Annotated in this window: 14 protein-coding genes and 1 riboswitch; of the genes, 8 read left to right on the top strand and 6 right to left on the bottom strand. The window is 66.1% G+C overall.

Annotated features, from left to right (window positions below; all coding sequences use genetic code 11):
• Nucleotides 1–30 precede the first annotated feature (30 nt).
• From WEG36_15750 to WEG36_15740, 3 genes are all read right to left on the bottom strand, one after another.
• Complete coding sequence (locus WEG36_15750; protein ID MEX1259049.1) at nucleotides 31–1398, bottom strand: NAD-dependent succinate-semialdehyde dehydrogenase; 1368 nt, start codon at nucleotides 1396–1398, stop codon at nucleotides 31–33.
• A gap of 61 nt (nucleotides 1399–1459) precedes the next feature.
• Nucleotides 1460–2836 carry a cytochrome c gene (locus WEG36_15745; protein ID MEX1259048.1) on the bottom strand — a complete coding sequence of 459 codons (1377 nt, stop codon included), beginning with the start codon at nucleotides 2834–2836 and terminating at the stop codon, nucleotides 1460–1462.
• Nucleotides 2837–2879: 43 nt separating this feature from the next.
• Nucleotides 2880–3722 (bottom strand): hypothetical protein, encoded by an 843-nt coding sequence (locus WEG36_15740; protein ID MEX1259047.1) that lies wholly within the window; start codon nucleotides 3720–3722, stop codon nucleotides 2880–2882.
• A gap of 178 nt (nucleotides 3723–3900) precedes the next feature.
• Nucleotides 3901–3997, top strand: a riboswitch (TPP riboswitch).
• Nucleotides 3998–4066: 69 nt separating this feature from the next.
• On the opposite strand from WEG36_15740, the gene thiC reads away from it, so the two are divergent.
• Nucleotides 4067–5842, top strand: a complete 1776-nt coding sequence (thiC, locus tag WEG36_15735; protein ID MEX1259046.1) for a phosphomethylpyrimidine synthase ThiC — start codon at nucleotides 4067–4069, stop codon at nucleotides 5840–5842.
• Here the strand turns inward: thiC and WEG36_15730 are convergent.
• Entirely contained in the window at nucleotides 5800–6393 is a 594-nt protein-coding gene (locus WEG36_15730; GenBank protein ID MEX1259045.1) for a hypothetical protein, read from the bottom strand. The genes thiC and WEG36_15730 overlap by 43 nt on opposite strands.
• 99 nt (nucleotides 6394–6492) lie before the next feature.
• On the opposite strand from WEG36_15730, the gene WEG36_15725 reads away from it, so the two are divergent.
• Together WEG36_15725 and WEG36_15720 are read left to right on the top strand one after the other, a co-directional pair.
• Complete coding sequence (locus WEG36_15725; GenBank protein MEX1259044.1) at nucleotides 6493–7263, top strand: MerR family transcriptional regulator; 771 nt, start codon at nucleotides 6493–6495, stop codon at nucleotides 7261–7263.
• Nucleotides 7260–8234 carry a cytochrome c gene (locus WEG36_15720; protein ID MEX1259043.1) on the top strand — a complete coding sequence of 325 codons (975 nt, stop codon included), beginning with the start codon at nucleotides 7260–7262 and terminating at the stop codon, nucleotides 8232–8234. Before WEG36_15725 ends, WEG36_15720 begins: the two co-directional genes overlap by 4 nt.
• 58 nt (nucleotides 8235–8292) lie before the next feature.
• Here the strand turns inward: WEG36_15720 and WEG36_15715 are convergent, their stop codons facing one another.
• A complete protein-coding gene (locus tag WEG36_15715) occupies nucleotides 8293–9426 on the bottom strand; it encodes a peptidyl-alpha-hydroxyglycine alpha-amidating lyase family protein (protein MEX1259042.1) in 1134 nt (377 codons plus the stop codon).
• A 174-nt stretch (nucleotides 9427–9600) separates the two neighbouring features.
• Here WEG36_15715 and surE point away from each other — a divergent pair, with 174 nt between their 5' ends.
• The 5 genes from surE (at nucleotide 9601) to WEG36_15690 (ending at nucleotide 14749) form a co-directional block, all read left to right on the top strand.
• Nucleotides 9601–10449, top strand: a complete 849-nt coding sequence (surE, locus tag WEG36_15710) for a 5'/3'-nucleotidase SurE (protein MEX1259041.1) — start codon at nucleotides 9601–9603, stop codon at nucleotides 10447–10449.
• A gap of 203 nt (nucleotides 10450–10652) precedes the next feature.
• Nucleotides 10653–11714, top strand: coding sequence for a peptidyl-alpha-hydroxyglycine alpha-amidating lyase family protein (locus tag WEG36_15705; protein MEX1259040.1), 1062 nt, complete (start codon nucleotides 10653–10655; stop codon nucleotides 11712–11714).
• Nucleotides 11715–11724: 10 nt separating this feature from the next.
• A complete protein-coding gene (locus WEG36_15700) occupies nucleotides 11725–12774 on the top strand; it encodes a peptidyl-alpha-hydroxyglycine alpha-amidating lyase family protein (GenBank protein ID MEX1259039.1) in 1050 nt (349 codons plus the stop codon).
• Nucleotides 12775–12960: 186 nt separating this feature from the next.
• A complete protein-coding gene (locus WEG36_15695; protein ID MEX1259038.1) occupies nucleotides 12961–13788 on the top strand; it encodes a fumarylacetoacetate hydrolase family protein in 828 nt (275 codons plus the stop codon).
• A 136-nt stretch (nucleotides 13789–13924) separates the two neighbouring features.
• Nucleotides 13925–14749 carry a dienelactone hydrolase family protein gene (locus WEG36_15690; GenBank protein ID MEX1259037.1) on the top strand — a complete coding sequence of 275 codons (825 nt, stop codon included), beginning with the start codon at nucleotides 13925–13927 and terminating at the stop codon, nucleotides 14747–14749.
• Between the two features lie 9 nt (nucleotides 14750–14758).
• Here WEG36_15690 and WEG36_15685 read toward each other — a convergent pair whose 3' ends face one another.
• Nucleotides 14759–15193, bottom strand: a complete 435-nt coding sequence (locus tag WEG36_15685; GenBank protein MEX1259036.1) for a CBS domain-containing protein — start codon at nucleotides 15191–15193, stop codon at nucleotides 14759–14761.
• Nucleotides 15194–15424: the final 231 nt, after the last annotated feature.

The following is a 15424-nucleotide window of genomic DNA, read 5'->3' as shown; positions in this document are numbered from 1 at the left end:
CTCCACGATGTTCCCCGCGGCGGACCGATCCTACCGGACCCAGACGGTCTTCACGTTCACGAACTCGCGAATCCCGAAGGTCCCGAGCTCCCGCCCATAGCCGGAATCCTTGATCCCGCCGAAAGGGAGCCGAGGATCGGATCGCACGAAGTCGTTCACGGCCACGAATCCCGCCTCGAGCTCGGCGCCCGCGATTCGCTCTCCTCGAGCCACGTCCGAGGTGAAGACCCCTCCCCCGAGTCCGAAGTCCGAATCGTTCGCGACCCGAATGGCTTCCGCCTCGTCTCGGACCGGTACGATCGCCACGACCGGGCCGAAGAGCTCCTCCTCGTACGCGGGCATCCCGGGCCCCACCTCCGTCAGGAGTGTCGGTGGATAGAACCATCCCGGGCCCTCCGGAATCTCGCCTCCCAGGAGAAGCCGCGCTCCGGATTCCACGCTCTCCGCGACCTGTCGATGGAGCGCCCGCCGAAGGTCTTCGCGCGCCAGGGGACCCACCTGGGTCCCGGGCGTGCGCGGGTCACCGACCTTCACGCTCCGGAGCGCCTCCAGCACGCGCGCCTCGAGCTCCTCCTTCCGCGCGTCCACGACGATGAGGCGCTTCGCCGCGATGCAGCTCTGGCCGGCGTTGTTCATCCGGCTCACGACGCAGGCGCTCGCGGTTAGGTCAAGATCGGCGTCCGCGAGGATGAGATATGGATCGCTCCCGCCCAGCTCGAGGACCGTCTTCTTCAGTGCCGCTCCCGCCCTGGAGGCCACCGCCCGCCCCGCGCGTGTGCTTCCGGTGAGGGTGACGGCGCGAATCTCCCGGCGGTCGATGAGCGCTTCGGCCGCGTCGTCGTCGAGAAAGACGCCCTGAAGAAGCCCTTCCGGCGCGCCCGCCTCCTCAAAGAGACGGACGACCGCCTCCGCGCACCCCGGGACGTTCCGCGCATGTTTGAGGACGACCGCGTTTCCGGCCATCAGCGCGGGCGCCGCGAACCGGAAGACCTGCCAGAAGGGGAAGTTCCAGGGCATGATCGCGAGGACGACACCCAGCGGCTCGAAACGGATGGTGCTACTGGTCGCGTCCGTCTCGACGAGCTCGGGCGCGAGCGCCTTCGGGCCCTCCTCGGCGTAATGTTCGCAGACCCAGGCGCACTTCTCGGCTTCGGACCGTCCCTGCGGGAGCGGCTTCCCCATCTCCTCCGCCATGAGGCCGGCCCAGGCGTCAACGCGTCTCCGGACGAGTGCGGCCGCTCTCTCCAGGAGCGCGGTACGTTCGGAAAATTCCGACCTTCGCCATCTGCGAAACGCCGTATCCGCGGAAGAGAGGATGCGGGACACCGCCTCCGGCGACGTCTCGGGAATTTCCCGGAGGGTCGCTCCGGTGCTCGGGTCTATGACGGGAAACGGCATGGGAGAGGGAGAAAAAAAAACGGGCCTCCCGGGGAGCTCCCCGGGAGGCCCGTTTTCGAAGTCAGTCGTCGTCGATCACGCTCGCGAGCCTTCGCTGGGCTTCCCGCTCGGCGAGAAGCTGCTCGTAAGACGCGTCGTCGAGATACGTCATCCCGACCCAGGCGTGGGACATTTCATCCACACCGCGCTGTCCGAAAGTGACCCACTGATCGGGATCCGGATTGATAGGATTGTTGGTCGTGTTGTCGAAGACCGTCGTGAAGAGGAGGACAGTCCCCCGAGGGAGAATCGGCCGGGATTGCTCCGCGTACTGGTAGGCGAGCTGCCAAAAGTGATCGTACCGGTCTACCTTGCTCAGCATCTCCCGGCGTCCGTCCGGATAAATCGCCTCCATGGACATTTCCTTCCCCCGCATGTGCGCGTGCGGGCGGAACGAATGGAGGACGGTCGGCTGCTGAAGGACGTGGACGCCCTGGAGCGTCTGGTACCCGTGGGGCGGGATGATGATGTCCACCCCGCGCGGCCGTTCCTCGGAGCGGTCCACGAGGATCATCACTTCGCCGCGCGTCTCGCGCGTCGGAGGCGCGTCCGTGGGATAGAACCAGAGCCCCGCCTCCACGACATCGTCTTCCACCCGTACCCCGGTGGGCCAGTAGTGGAGGTCCCAGCTGATCGTGCCGCCCCCCGGAGCGATCCGCATCCCGACGTCTTCGGGAAAGATCTCCCAGGTCTTTCCGACGCCGTACCGGGCGACGCCCCGAGTGCCCTGACCCTCCTGCACGAGGTTAGCGTGGCCGTGGTGGACGACTTTCTGCCCGAGCGGAAAGGCCGGCTTGAACTCGGCGGCCATGATCCACTTCTCTTCGTCGAATCCCTCGAACGCGACGCGCGGACGCCACCACTGGTCCATCCCGTTCGCCTCGAGCGTGAAGGGATCGGAGCGGATGATGAGGTCCGGCGGCCGCCCGAGGCGCGCCTGGAGCTGCCAGGCTCCCCCCGGCACGATCGCCGCGACCGGCGGCGGGAGGTCCGCGGGGTCGCCCTCTGGAGCCCCACCGTCCACCCAGCGCGCGACGAGATCGATCTGCTCATCGGTGAGCGACGGATCGTTCTCGTACTCCTGAACGCCGACCGTCCGGTCCAGGTGCCAGGGCGGCATCTCGCGGTTCACCACGCGCTCCTTGATGACCGGAGCCCACGGGCGAACCTCGTCGAAAGTGACGAGCGACATCGGGGCCATTCCAGTCTCCTGATGGCATTGCTGGCAGGAGGCCTGGAGGATGGGGGCGATGTCCTTCGAGAAAGTCGGAATGTCGGCGGGCGGGTCGTCCGCCGACGCGGGCACAGCCGCGAAGAAGAGGGCCATAACGGCGAAGGGGACACCCATCAGGAGTCCCCTGGAGCCCCGCCGTTGACCCATGGTCTTCCCTACGCTCATGGACGCGCTCCTCGCGAATGGATTCTTCCACACACCAGTAGGGCTACTGCTCCACAGTAACTTCCAGATATCCGTTCGTCCAGCAACAATAAAAGTCGAAAGAGCCCAGACTGTTCACGGCCTGAACACGAATTACGTAAGTTCCTGGGGCACTGAAGGTTGCCATCGTGGTGCCCTTTCCGTCTGCCTCGCCCACCCGAAACTCATGCGCGCTGAAGGCGACGTCGCCCGGGCCCGTGTGTTTCGCCCAGAGGAGCCAGCTCCCCGGGAGGGGATGCTCGACCTGGACGTCGATCTGGAGCGGTACGCCCACGCGGGCCGAGACGGGGCCGACCCAAACACCGGTCCTTCCCTCCGCCGAAGGTCCGTCGGACCCGAAGCGCAGGACCGGCGCGAAATCGCCCCTCCCGGGAGAGGCGAAGTTGTCGAGTTCGTACGCGGCGCCGACGTGCCCCGGCGCGGTCAGGGGGCTCCCCCGGCTCTGGAGCGTCCAGCGGATCCGGTCCTCGTCGCCGAAGCCCTCGGGCCAGGTGATTGTAAAGACACAATAGTCGCGGCGGTAGTTTCGCGGCGGGACGGGCCGGAAATGTGTCGGCTGCACCCCGTCGAATGAAGCGGGCTCGATGAAGTTCTGCGGACCCATCGGAATCTCGAGCGATTCCTCCGTGTTCGCGTTCAGGTAACCAAAACAGAGGCGCTTCGTCCCATCCTCTTCTTCGTACCATCCTTCGTAGACCGGAACGACCGGCTGTCCTTGCTCCCTCAGGACTTGTTCGTTGAAGGGACGGTCCTGAAGCTCGATCGCTTGGGGCGCGGCCGGGACCGCGACCCCGAGCACCGCGAGGGCCAGAGCGCATTCGCGCAACGGGAAGGTCCGCCTTGCCATCTCGTGATCTCACTCCGAGTGGATTCCAATGCGGGGTGCGCGCCCGCCTCATATCGCCCAGGAAAAGATACTTCGGAGCTCGACTCGCTCGCCACCCCGTCACTCGCACGTCCGAATCCCGAGCGCGGGACCTTCGGCATGGCGTCCGCGGTCGCCCTTCGGTAACCTTCAATTGAGCAGTTGCCGCCAGGGGTACCCCTCACCGCGGGGTTGAGAAAGTCCCTCGGAACCTGATCCGGCTCATACCGGCGGAGGAAGCGCGGCCCACGAGACCTTCGGTCTCAATCCTCCGCTTGTTTTGGTCTCGGGTCGGATTCCACGGAGAAACCGACCAGAGGCCAGCCATGATCCGTCCGACCACGAACGGACGCCCGTCCGACTCCGCTCCCGACTACGGCAGCGCCTTCCCCAACTCCAGCAAAGTCCATGTCGAGGGCTCGCGGGGGATTCGCGTCCCCATGCGCGAAATCGCGCTCTCGGGAGGTGAATCCCCCCTTCGGGTGCCGGATACGAGCGGCCCCCGCGGGTCCGATGTCCGAGAAGGGCTTCCCGCCGTTCGGGAGGAGTGGATCCGACAGAGGTCCGTGAGCGAAGCGGTGCGCTCGATCGCGCTCCCCTTCGACGGCGATCACGCAGCCGGCTCCGAGACGAGCACAGCGACGATCCCCCTGGGCCTTCGCCGCCCGACCTTCCGCGGCGCCGGGTGCGTCACGCAGATGCACTATGCGAAGCGCCGAGAGATCACCGAGGAGATGGAGTTCGTCGCGATCCGCGAAGGGATGGATCCCGAGTTCGTACGGAGCGAAGTGGCGCGCGGCCGCGCCATCATCCCCGCGAACATCAATCACCCGGAGCTCGAGCCCACGATCATCGGGCGCGCCTTCCGGGTGAAGATCAACGCGAATATTGGAAACTCTGCGGTCCGGAGCTCGATCGAGGACGAAGTCGAAAAGCTGCGCTGGGCCACCCTCTGGGGCGCGGACACGGTGATGGACCTTTCCACCGGGAAGGACATTCACGCGACGCGGGAGTGGATCCTCCGCAATTCCCCGGTCCCCATCGGGACCGTTCCGATTTACCAGGCGCTCGAAAAGGTGGGGGGGGCCCCCGAGGAGCTCACCTGGGAGATTTACCGGGACACTCTCGTCGAGCAGGCCGAGCAAGGGGTGGATTATTTCACCGTCCACGCCGGCGTCCTCCTCCGCTACATCCCTCTCACCGCGAACCGGATGACGGGGATCGTCTCGCGCGGGGGGAGCATCATGGCGAAGTGGTGCCTCGCGCACCACGAAGAGAGCTTCCTCTACACCCGTTTCGGCGAGATCTGCGAGATCATGCGGGCCTACGACGTCTCCTTCTCCCTCGGGGACGGGCTCCGCCCGGGCTCGATCGCCGACGCGAACGACGAGGCTCAGTTCGCCGAGCTCCGGACCCAGGGTGAGCTCACGAAGTTCGCCTGGGAAATGGAGGTGCAGACAATGAACGAGGGGCCCGGGCACGTCCCGATGCACCTCATCGCGGAGAACATGGAGAAGCAGCTCGACTGGTGCCGAGAGGCGCCCTTCTACACACTCGGGCCGCTGACGACCGACATCGCCCCCGGCTACGATCACATCACGAGCGCGATCGGCGCCGCGCAGATCGGATGGTACGGGACGGCGATGCTCTGTTACGTGACGCCGAAGGAGCACCTGGGACTCCCGAACCGCGAGGACGTGAAGCAGGGGGTGATCGCCTACCGGATCGCGGCGCACGCCGCCGACCTCGCCAAAGGGCACCCGCGCGCCCGCGAGTGGGACAACGCCCTCTCCAAGGCGCGCTTCGAGTTCCGCTGGCGCGATCAGTTCAATCTCTCCCTCGATCCCGAGACCGCCCTCGCCTACCACGACGAGACGCTTCCCGCGGAAGGCGCGAAAGTCGCCCACTTCTGCTCGATGTGCGGCCCGAAGTTCTGCAGCATGAAGATCACGCAGGACGTCCGGGATTACGCGGCGTCGCTGGGAATCGAAACGGGCGAGGCGGTCCAGGAGGGGATGCGGGAGAAGGCGGAGGAGTTCATGCGAAGGGGCGGCGCCGTTTACCTCCCCGGCCCGGGCCGCGGGTCCGCAACGCCCCAATAGTGCGCGAGCTGTAGGGCGAGAAGATACGACTGCACTCCGGCGGCTCTTCCCGTACGGATCCCCAGTTCGAGTTGGAGGCGGGAGGATAGGGCGCGGCTGACCGAAGCCCCGACCGCGAATCCCACCTTTCGCGATCGGTCGGTGGGAGACTGGAGTCCCTCGTAGTCGTAGAAGACCGGCCCCCCTCCCAACTGGAGCGACCCCGCTCCGAAGGGAAATTCCGCGAGGGCCAAGACGTACAGCGTGCGAAAGTCGCGGACGTTCTCCCGTTCACCGGACGCATGGAAGGCCTGGTAGTCCGCGATCAGCCAGAGCGGCACAGGGCCGACCTGGGCGCCGAAACGAGCCCCGAGCACCGGCCCGATCCGCCAGTCCTCCCCATGCCGCGGGAGATGGAAGTGGGTCGAAGCCGCACCGATACCCGCCCCGACTCCGAACGCCAGCCCGTCTCCCAACGCGAGCCCTCCTCCCCGACCCGAATCCTGAGCGGCGGTTTCGCCCGCGGCCGCGAGGAGGATGGACGTGAGCCAGGCTCCGGCGAAAAGAGCCACGCGCGCAGGCCGGCCCCGTCCCCTCGCTACGAGCCCCTTGGATCCCCCTTGACCCTTCCCTAACGTCATGGCTTACCCTGAGGGCGCGGAGGAATGGCGATGCGCGACTACACCGTCCGAACGTTGGCCCGCATGGCCGGGATCACCGTCCGAACGCTCCATCACTACGATAGAATCGGCCTTCTCGTTCCGTCCAGGCGGACGGCGGCGGGATATCGGAAGTACGGTGAGGAGGATCTTCTGCGGCTCCAGCAGATCCTATTCTTCAGGGAGCTCGATTTCACCCTGGCTCAGATCGGAGAGGTCCTGGACGACCCGACCTTCGATCGTGTCGAGGCGCTCCGGAATCATGGAAGGTTGATCGAGCAGAGGATCGAACGGCTTCGCCACCTCCGCACGACCGTGGATCGAACGATTCAAAGACTGGAGGAGGACGGGATGACATCGGAAGACAGAAGTCTCGTGGCCGACGAAGAACTTTACGCGGGATTCGCGTCGAAGGAGGAGGGGCGCGCGCTCGAACGGGAAGCGGCCGAGAAGTACGGAGAGGAGCTCGTCGCCGAGTCGAACCGGAAGGTACGGAAGATGACGAAGGGCGAGTGGACGCTGGTGCAGGCGGAGGGCGACCGGATCTATGCCGACTTTTCGGCGCTTGCCGGGCGGGACGCCACAGATCCCGAGGTGCAGGGGGTGGTGGCACGCCACTGGCGTCACATCGAACACTTCTTTCCGGTCACCGGAGAGGTTTACCGGGGGCTCGCGGCGTTGTATCTAGAGGACGCTCGATTCCGCGCCTTCTTCGAGCGCAATCGTCCCGGCCTCGCGGAATTCGTCTCTGCGGCCATGAAATTTTACGCGGGGGAAGAATGAAGTCGCTACTCAAGGTGCTGGGGCTTCTCGTGGGACTTGTGCTCGTCCTGGCCGTCGGCGCCTACCTGTGGGCGAGCTACGCAACGAACCAGGCGCTCACACGCACCTACGAGACACATCGGGTGGACTTCGCGGTCCCCTTCCCCCTCACCCAGGAGGAGCTTGCCCAGCTTGAGATCATGGAGGATCCGGGGGGTGCCATCGCGCTGGAGCGAGCCCGAGAGCGGGGTGAGCATCTGATTCATGCGAGGCATGCGTGCGCGGATTGCCATGGCGCCGACCTGTCCGGTGGCGTGATGATTGACGCCTTTCCGATGGGGACCCTGCTCGGCCCGAACCTGACGGCCGGGGCGGGCGGAAAAACGGCGGCGTACTCGCCCGCGGACTGGGACCGTGCCGTGCGGCACGGCGTCCTCCCGGACGGACGCCCCTCGATGATGCCGGCCGGGGACTTCCTCCTGATGACGGATCGGGAGCTTTCCGATATGGTGGCATTCATCGAGTCGGTCCCGCCGGTGGACAACGAGGTGGCGCCGCCATCGTTCGGGCCACTCGGCCGGATCCTCATCGCGACCGGCCAGCTCCCCGCGGCCGCCGCGATGATTGAAGACCACAACGCCCCGCATGAACTCGTCCCCCCCCCGGCGGAGGTCTCGGTCGAGTTCGGCCGGCACCTCGCCGGCACCTGCACGGGGTGCCACGGGACGAGTCTCGCGGGCGGGCCCATCGCGGGAGGCGATCCGAGCTGGCCGCCGGCCCGGAATCTGACGCCCCACACGGACGGCCTGGCGGGCTGGAGCTACGACGACTTCCTGGCGGCCATGCGGGAGGCGGTTCGCCCGGACGGAACGCCGCTCGTCGCGCCGATGACCTTCGTCACGCCGGCCGCCAATGTCATGACCGACATCGAGCTCCGGGCGCTCTGGACCTACCTCCAGTCGCTGCCGCCGACCCCGACGCCGACTCCCTGAGAGGAGGGGCCCGGCCGAGTCGAGCGGCCCGGCCCCCTGAAGCGCGACCGTCGCCCGCTCAGGGCACGAGGCGGGGGATGAATTTCGTGATTCCCTGGATCGGTCCGACCTCACCCACGTAGAGGTTGCCCTCCGCGTCCGCCGTGATTCCCTCGCCCATCGCCCCGAATCCGCCCATCCCGGATGGGCGATCGGAGACATGTTCGGGAATGAAATACCAGACTTCGCCGGTGGCGGCGCTTCCCACGCGAACACCCTTCCGCCACCCCGGGTTGTAGTTCGGATCGGACTCCGAGTCCACCGCGTAGAGCACGTCGTTCGCGTCGATGGAAAGGCCGCTGATCCGGCTGAACTGCATCCAGACGTCGAGCAGGTTGCCCTCCTGGTCGAAGATCTGGATCCGGTTATTCCCCCGGTCGGAGACGAAGAGCCTACCCTGAGAATCCATCGCGAGCGCGTGGGGTCCCCGGAACTGCCCCGGCTCGAAGCCGAAGGTCCCCCAGCTCCGAATGAAGGTCCCGTCCGCCGAGAACTTGGAGATCCGGCCGACCGCGCCCGCCTGGGCCGGGTCGCTGATGAACTGCGCGTTGTGGGCTTCCGAAACGAAGATGTCACCGTTCGGGGCCGTGATCACGTCGTTCGGCTCGAAAAAACCAGTGGGAGGTTCACCGGGGGACCCGCCCGTTCCCAGCGTGAGGAGGACTTCTCCGGTGGGACTGAACTTGACCACTCTGTGTCCGAGGCCGGCCGCGTCGGGGAAGCGCTCCAGCTCGCCGGCATTCGCGGCGCGGGCGTCCACGATCCAGACGTTCCCTTCGCGGTCCACGTGCATCCCGTGCGGCCAGATCAAGAGCCCCGCACCGAAGCTCGTCACCACGTTCCCCGCCCCGTCGAGCTTCACGATCGGGTCCACGGCGGAACCCGCGCAGGAGTTCGTGCCGCAGCGGTCGGCCGCCCAGATATGCACACCGTCGATATCCACATGGATGCCGCTCACGGACCCCCAGCTGCGGCCGCCGGGGAGGGTGCCCCAGTTCCGGACCGTTTCGTAGGGGTTCGGAAGGTTGTTGATGGGAGCGACCTCGCCGGCCCCCATCTGGGCTCCTTGGCCAAAGGCCTGCGGCGGAGCCGCCAAGAGGACCAGCGCGACGGCGGCTCCCGACATCGCCGCGGAGAACACCGAGAATCGCATCCGAAATCCTGACATCGCGTTCCTCCTTTCGCTCGAGTGCTCGCCATCCTTCAGGAAGTCACCTTAGCACGACGCATGCGGGTCGGGCCAGGAAACACGCAATGGCGCGTCTGCCGGCGCTGTGCTACCCTGCGGAAAAGCCGTCTTTCACGTTCCATCATCGGAGATGTCAGGATGCCGACTCCCTCGCCGACCGCCGTCCTGCGAACGCTCGTCGTCATCCTGCTTATCGCCTCCCCCCTCGGCGCCGCCGCGCAGGACGCGCGCCCCCGCATACTCGTGACGAACGACGACGGGATCGGCTCGACTGGGATCGCGGCGATCGTGAACGAGCTGAAGACCTTCGCCGACGTGGTCGTCGTCGCCCCCTCCGAGAACTACTCCGGCGGAAGTCACTCCAGCGTGATTCGTACGATTCGTGCGGAACTGAAGCCGTTCTACCGGGACGGAGAGCTCTTCGGGTACGGCGTCAATGCGACGCCCGCCGACGCGGCGAAATTCGGAATTCTCCATTTGGGAGTCGAACGCCCGTTCGACCTCGTGGTTTCCGGAATCAACGCCGGTGCGAACACGGGAGAGATCTCCCACTCGTCGGGGACGGTCGGCGCGGCCATGGAAGCCCTGCATCATGGGATTCCGGCGATCGCGACGTCTCAGGGCGCGCAACAGGACTACGCGCGCTCGGCGGCGATCACCGCGCGGATCGTGCGCATGGTGCTAGAAGAAGGGCTTCCTTCCCGCGTGATGCTCTCGATCAATATTCCCGGAGGCGAGCTCAGGGGAATCCGGGCGGCACGGATGGGTGGATCGTACTTCGGAGTCGGCTCTTTCGAGGAGATCGCCACCGGTCCCGATTCGACCTCCTACCGATCCGTCCTCCGCCCGGCCATTCGAGGCGGCGAGGATACGGATACGGCCGCGTATCTCGACGGCTTCGTCACCGTGACGCCCCTTCGGTACGACTGGACCGATCTCGAGATGTTGGAGCGCCTCTCCGGGTGGGACCTGCGGCTCGATCCCTGACGCCGTGGAAATCCCCGGCGGCCCCCGCCCGCCGTGCCATTCCGGCCGCATCCCATTCCGGCACATCCCATTCCGGCCGTCCCATTCCGGCCGTCCCATTCCGGCCGTATTGTAGAAATTTCCGCCGCCGCCTAGCTTGCTCGCGCGGCCCGGAGCATCCCGTGCGACGGATCGCGCGGCTGGATCCCCCTTCGGAGACACCCATGAAGCGACACCCGCTGTGCGGCGCGGCCATGCTCGCGCCGCTTTTTCTGGCGCTCGCGAGCGCCGGCCCCCTCTCCGGCCAGAGCCGCGCGTTGGCGGAAGATGTGCCGGAGATCGAGTTCGAGTCAGTCCCCGACTTCCTAAAGCTTCCGCCGGATATTCACCTCGGGGAGGCGATGGGCGTCGCGACGAACTCCCGCGGTCACATCTTCGTTTACACGCGGACCGGCGATACCCGCCTCTTCGAGTTCGATCCGAGCGGGAACTACGTCCGCGAGATCGGTGAGGGCCTTTACGGCTTCGAGTTCGCCCACAAGGTCCGCGTGGACTCGCTGGACAACATCTGGGCCGTGGACGAGGGGACCAACATGGTCATCAAATTCAACCCGGCGGGACGGGTCGAAATGGTCCTCGGGGCGCGGCCCGAAGCGGCCGACGGCGTGCTCCACGCCAACGCCATCGTCCGGCTGAACGAGCCCTACCTCTTCGCGCGCCCAACCGATGTCGGCTTCGATCCGCAGGGCAACATCTTCATTTCCGACGGATACCAGAACAGCCGTGTCGTGAAGTACTCGCTGGAGGGCCGTTTCCTCGGGCAGTTCGCGACGAACGAGAGGGGAGAGGCGGTGGATGAGCTGAACACTCCGCACACCCTCGCGGTGGACCGGCAGGGACGCGTATACGTGGGGGATCGCGGGAACCGACGTGTCCAGGTCCTCGACAACGACCTGAACCTCATCGCCACCTACGACACCGTCGGGAATCCCTGGGAGCTCTGCGTCTCGGGCGGCGAACACCAGTATCTCTTCGTATCGAACTCGAACCCGGACTCGAATCCCGCCGCATCGTGGGCGCAGACGGGCGAGATCTACATGATGGAGCTCGACGGGACGATCATCGGACGCTTTGGTGAGGCGGGGAAAAACATCGGCCAGTTCCAGACGGTGCATGGACTCGACTGCCGAAATCCCGCCGAGCTCATCGTCGCCGAGATCTCGGCCTGGCGCGTACAGAAGATCCTCGTGAAGCATCCGAGGCTCGCATCCGACTCGGACCGCTGAGGTGACTCCCATGAAGCGATTTCTCATTCTCGCGATCTTCGCGGCGATCGGCCTTCCGGGAGCTTCCCTGTCGGGCCAGAACATTCCCTTCACGGCCGAAACCTTTCTCGGCCTCCCGCCGAACATCCACCTCGGTGAGGTCGCGGGCGTCGCGACGAACTCACGGGGAGAGATCTTCGTTTACACACGCACCGGGAATCCCACGGTGACGATCGGGACGGCGCGAACCGTGTCGCACGGTGGTTCGCGGCTTTTCCAATTTTCGTCGAACGGGATCTACATGCGCGAGCTGGGCACGGGCGCCTATGGGCTCCTGTTCGCTCAGCAGGTTCGCGTGGATCCGCAGGACAACATCTGGATCGTGGACCGGCTCGCGAACCAGGTCGTCAGCTTCGATCCGAACGGACGGATCCGGATGGTCTTTGGCCGGAAACCGGAGGCGATGACGATTCCGACGGCGCCACCGCCCGAGCCGGGAACGCCCCCGGCCCCCGGACGAGGGAGTGGCGCGGGGACCGCGGGAGAAAGCTTCTCCCGACCGACCGACGTCGCCTGGGACTCCCAGGGCAACATCTACGTCTCCGACGGCTATGGAAACGCCCGCATCGCGAAGTATACGCCCGAGGGACGCTGGATCATGAACTGGGGAGAACGCGGAACCGAGCAGGGGCAGTTCACTACTCCTCACGGGATCGCGATCGACGCACAGGACAACGTTTACGTGGCCGATCGAGGGAACGAGCGAATTCAGGTCTTCGATACGCAGGGGAACTTCCAACGCCAGATCACCGGCGTGGGCGCGCCCTCGGCGATCTGCATCTCGCCGCCGCCGAATCAGCGGCTCTTCGTCTCGAATTCGAATCCGACGGACAACATTGACGTCGCGGGCGAGATCTACGTCCTCTCGCTCGACGGTCGGGTACTCGGCCAGTTCGGCCGGGCGGGAAAGCTGCCGGGTGAGTTCGGCACCGTGAACGCGATCGACTGCCGGAACGCTCCCCAGCTCCTCATCGGCGAAGTCGGAAACTGGAGGGTCCAGCGGGTGCGCCTCGACATGTGAAGTCCGCCCCGCCCGGTCAGGGGCTAGTTGGTGGAAAGAAGTTGGGAGGGGCGCCGGGCCGGCGGATCGGGATGGCCTGGCGCCCCTTCGGCTCGTATGGTGACGAGGAACCAATGCGGTGGAGGCGGTGAAAAAAGACTCGTTTGTTGAAGGTGCCCCGCGTCCAGACCTGGGAGGTGTGTTTTGATGCGTTCGATGAAGCCGGTGCTCTTCACTCTCGCGGCGCTCTCCACGCTCGCCGTGGCGGCCGAGGCGCAGATCACGCAGTACGTGCGTTACGATCAGGGCGGAACGATCTCCTGGGGGGAGCTCGAAGGCGAAATCGTTCATCAACTGAGCGACGCCCCGTATCTGGATGGCACGAGGACAGGGCAGACCGTGGCGATGTCGGCGGTCGCGCTGAAGGCGCCCGTGGATCCGACGCAGATCTTCATGACGGCGTTCAACTTCCTCAGCCACATCACCGGGGAGCCCGCTGAGTATCCCGGGCTCTTCCTGGTTCCTCCTTCGTCCATCATCGGTCACGAGGAGAACATCGTCCGTCCCCCGGACTCCCAGAATCTCCACTATGAGGCGGAGATGGTCGCCGTGGTGGGGCGGGAAGCGACGAATGTGTCCGTCGAAGATGCCCCGAATTACATCTTCGGGGTCTCGGCCGGGAACGATGTGAGCGAGCGGACCTGGCAGGGAGCGGACATCCAGTGGAGCCGTGCCAAGGGAAGCCGGACATTCAACGCCGTCGGTCCGGTGCTCGTCCGCGGGCTCGACTACCACGATCTCGACATCGAGGGGCGGCTGAACGGCGAGGTGCGACAGGGGGAAAACAGCTCAGACCTTCTCTACGACATGCACGAGATGTTGAGCTACATCTCGACGTACTTCACGCTGTATCCGGGCGACCTGATCTGGACCGGGACGATGGGCTCGACCCGCGCGATGGAGCCGGGAGACGTATACGAAGTCGAGATCGAGGGGATCGGAATCCTTCGAAACCCGGTCGTCCAGGGGATGTGATGAGGGTCCCGACCGCGTGAAGCGATCGGTCGTCGGGGTCTCGCGCGCCGAACCATGGTCCGGGACCCCCGATCGCTCGGAAGTGTCGTTTCTGAAAGAACCGTCCTTTGGCCCTCACACGATGCCGGAGAAACCGATGCGCGTTCGCACGATTTTTTCCACTGCCGCCCTCTTTCTGATCTTGGCCTTTCCCGCCTTCGCGCAGACACTCCCCGCTGGTGAGGCCGATGCGACTGCCCGCCTGAATGCATCCCCCCGGCACGGCGAATGGGTCACTGTCCCCGCGGGAGGCGGCGACGAGGTGCGCGCCTGGGTCGTTTATCCCGAACGCCCCGATCCGGCCCCGGTCGTCGTCGTGATCCACGAGATCTTCGGGCTCTCCGACTGGATTCGAGGGGTCGCCGATCAGCTCGCGGCCGAAGGATTCATCGCGATCGCGCCGGACCTCCTCAGCGGAAAGGGTCCGGGTGGGGGCGGGACGGAATCGGTGGATCAGCAGGGCGCCACGGCGCTCATCCGTGAGCTCGACCGGGCGGAGGTGAACCGCCGCCTCCAGGCGAGCGCGGAGTATGCCACCGCGCTTCCCGCCGCGACGGATCGAGTCGCATCGATCGGCTTTTGCTGGGGCGGGACCTCGAGCTTCACCTTCGCCACGGCGTGGGACGGCCTCGATGGCGCGGTCGTCTATTACGGAAGCTCGCCCGCCGAAACCGACCTCCAGCGCACCGCCGCGCCGATTCTCGGGCTCTACGCCGGGGACGACGCCCGCGTGAACGCGACGATCGAGCCGGCGCGCTTCGTCCTCGGTCCGATGAACGTGCCCTACGGCGTCGAGATCTTCGAGGGAGCCGGGCACGGCTTCCTCCGGCAGCAGGACGGCCGGGAGGGCGCGAACATGCGCGCCTCCCAGGGTGCCTGGCCACGCACGATCACCTTCCTCGAGGAGATCCTGGAAGGCTGATCGCAGGAGTCAGCGCACCACCCCCTGCACGTAGTCCCGGAGGAAGTGGTTTTCGTGCTCCGCGGTTCGGCGGAGCGCGTTCACCACGTCCCCGATCGAGATCAGGCCCTGGAGAACGCCCTCGTCTACCACGGGGAGGTGCCGGACTCTCCGATTGGTCATGACCTCCATGACATAGGAGAGGTCGTCGTCCGGCGCGCCGACGACGAGCTCGGCCGTCATAACCTCGCTTACCGGAAGAAGGGCCAGGACGGTCGGATCGCGGTCGGCCAGGCGAAGGACGTCCCGCTCGGTAAGGATCCCGAGAATCCGCTCGCCGCGCGTCACGACGACGGATCCGATCCCGTGGTGCACGAGAAGGCGCACGGCGAAGGCGACGGTCGCCTCCGGGGCGACGGTGACCACATTTCTCCCCTTCCGGTCGAGCACCTCGTGGATTTTCATGGCCGAACCTCCTTGGTGGGAGTCGCCGATGAGTCCCCGCCGGATGTCCCAAGTTAGGAAGGTCGTCCGGATCGCACCACAAAATGCGAAGGGCCCCGTCGCCCCGCGCGCCGCCCCTCCCCCGGAGACCACCATGGGCACGCTCCTGCACGACCTCCCCTACGGCGCCCGGCTCCTGCGGAGGAAGCCGGGGCTCACCCTCATCGCCGTGCTGACGCTCGGTGTGGGGAT

This window comes from Gemmatimonadota bacterium, from assembly GCA_040882465.1.
Taxonomy (GTDB): domain Bacteria; phylum Gemmatimonadota; class Gemmatimonadetes; order Longimicrobiales; family Gaopeijiaceae; genus JBBEBG01.
This window is presented reverse-complemented; position numbering and strand designations above follow the sequence as displayed.

Excerpts from the sequence above, each read along its gene's own strand:
- WEG36_15750 (MEX1259049.1), bottom strand. The coding sequence starts at position 1,398 with ATGCCGTTTCCCGTCATAGACCCGAGCACCGGAGCGACCCTCCGGGAA.
- WEG36_15745 (MEX1259048.1), bottom strand. The coding sequence starts at position 2,836 with ATGAGCGTAGGGAAGACCATGGGTCAACGGCGGGGCTCCAGGGGACTC.
- WEG36_15740 (MEX1259047.1), bottom strand. The coding sequence starts at position 3,722 with ATGGCAAGGCGGACCTTCCCGTTGCGCGAATGCGCTCTGGCCCTCGCG.
- thiC (MEX1259046.1), top strand. The coding sequence starts at position 4,067 with ATGATCCGTCCGACCACGAACGGACGCCCGTCCGACTCCGCTCCCGAC.
- WEG36_15725 (MEX1259044.1), top strand. The coding sequence starts at position 6,493 with ATGCGCGACTACACCGTCCGAACGTTGGCCCGCATGGCCGGGATCACC.
- WEG36_15720 (MEX1259043.1), top strand. The coding sequence starts at position 7,260 with ATGAAGTCGCTACTCAAGGTGCTGGGGCTTCTCGTGGGACTTGTGCTC.
- WEG36_15715 (MEX1259042.1), bottom strand. The coding sequence starts at position 9,426 with ATGCGATTCTCGGTGTTCTCCGCGGCGATGTCGGGAGCCGCCGTCGCG.
- surE (MEX1259041.1), top strand. The coding sequence starts at position 9,601 with ATGCCGACTCCCTCGCCGACCGCCGTCCTGCGAACGCTCGTCGTCATC.
- WEG36_15705 (MEX1259040.1), top strand. The coding sequence starts at position 10,653 with ATGAAGCGACACCCGCTGTGCGGCGCGGCCATGCTCGCGCCGCTTTTT.
- WEG36_15700 (MEX1259039.1), top strand. The coding sequence starts at position 11,725 with ATGAAGCGATTTCTCATTCTCGCGATCTTCGCGGCGATCGGCCTTCCG.
- WEG36_15695 (MEX1259038.1), top strand. The coding sequence starts at position 12,961 with ATGCGTTCGATGAAGCCGGTGCTCTTCACTCTCGCGGCGCTCTCCACG.
- WEG36_15690 (MEX1259037.1), top strand. The coding sequence starts at position 13,925 with ATGCGCGTTCGCACGATTTTTTCCACTGCCGCCCTCTTTCTGATCTTG.
- WEG36_15685 (MEX1259036.1), bottom strand. The coding sequence starts at position 15,193 with ATGAAAATCCACGAGGTGCTCGACCGGAAGGGGAGAAATGTGGTCACC.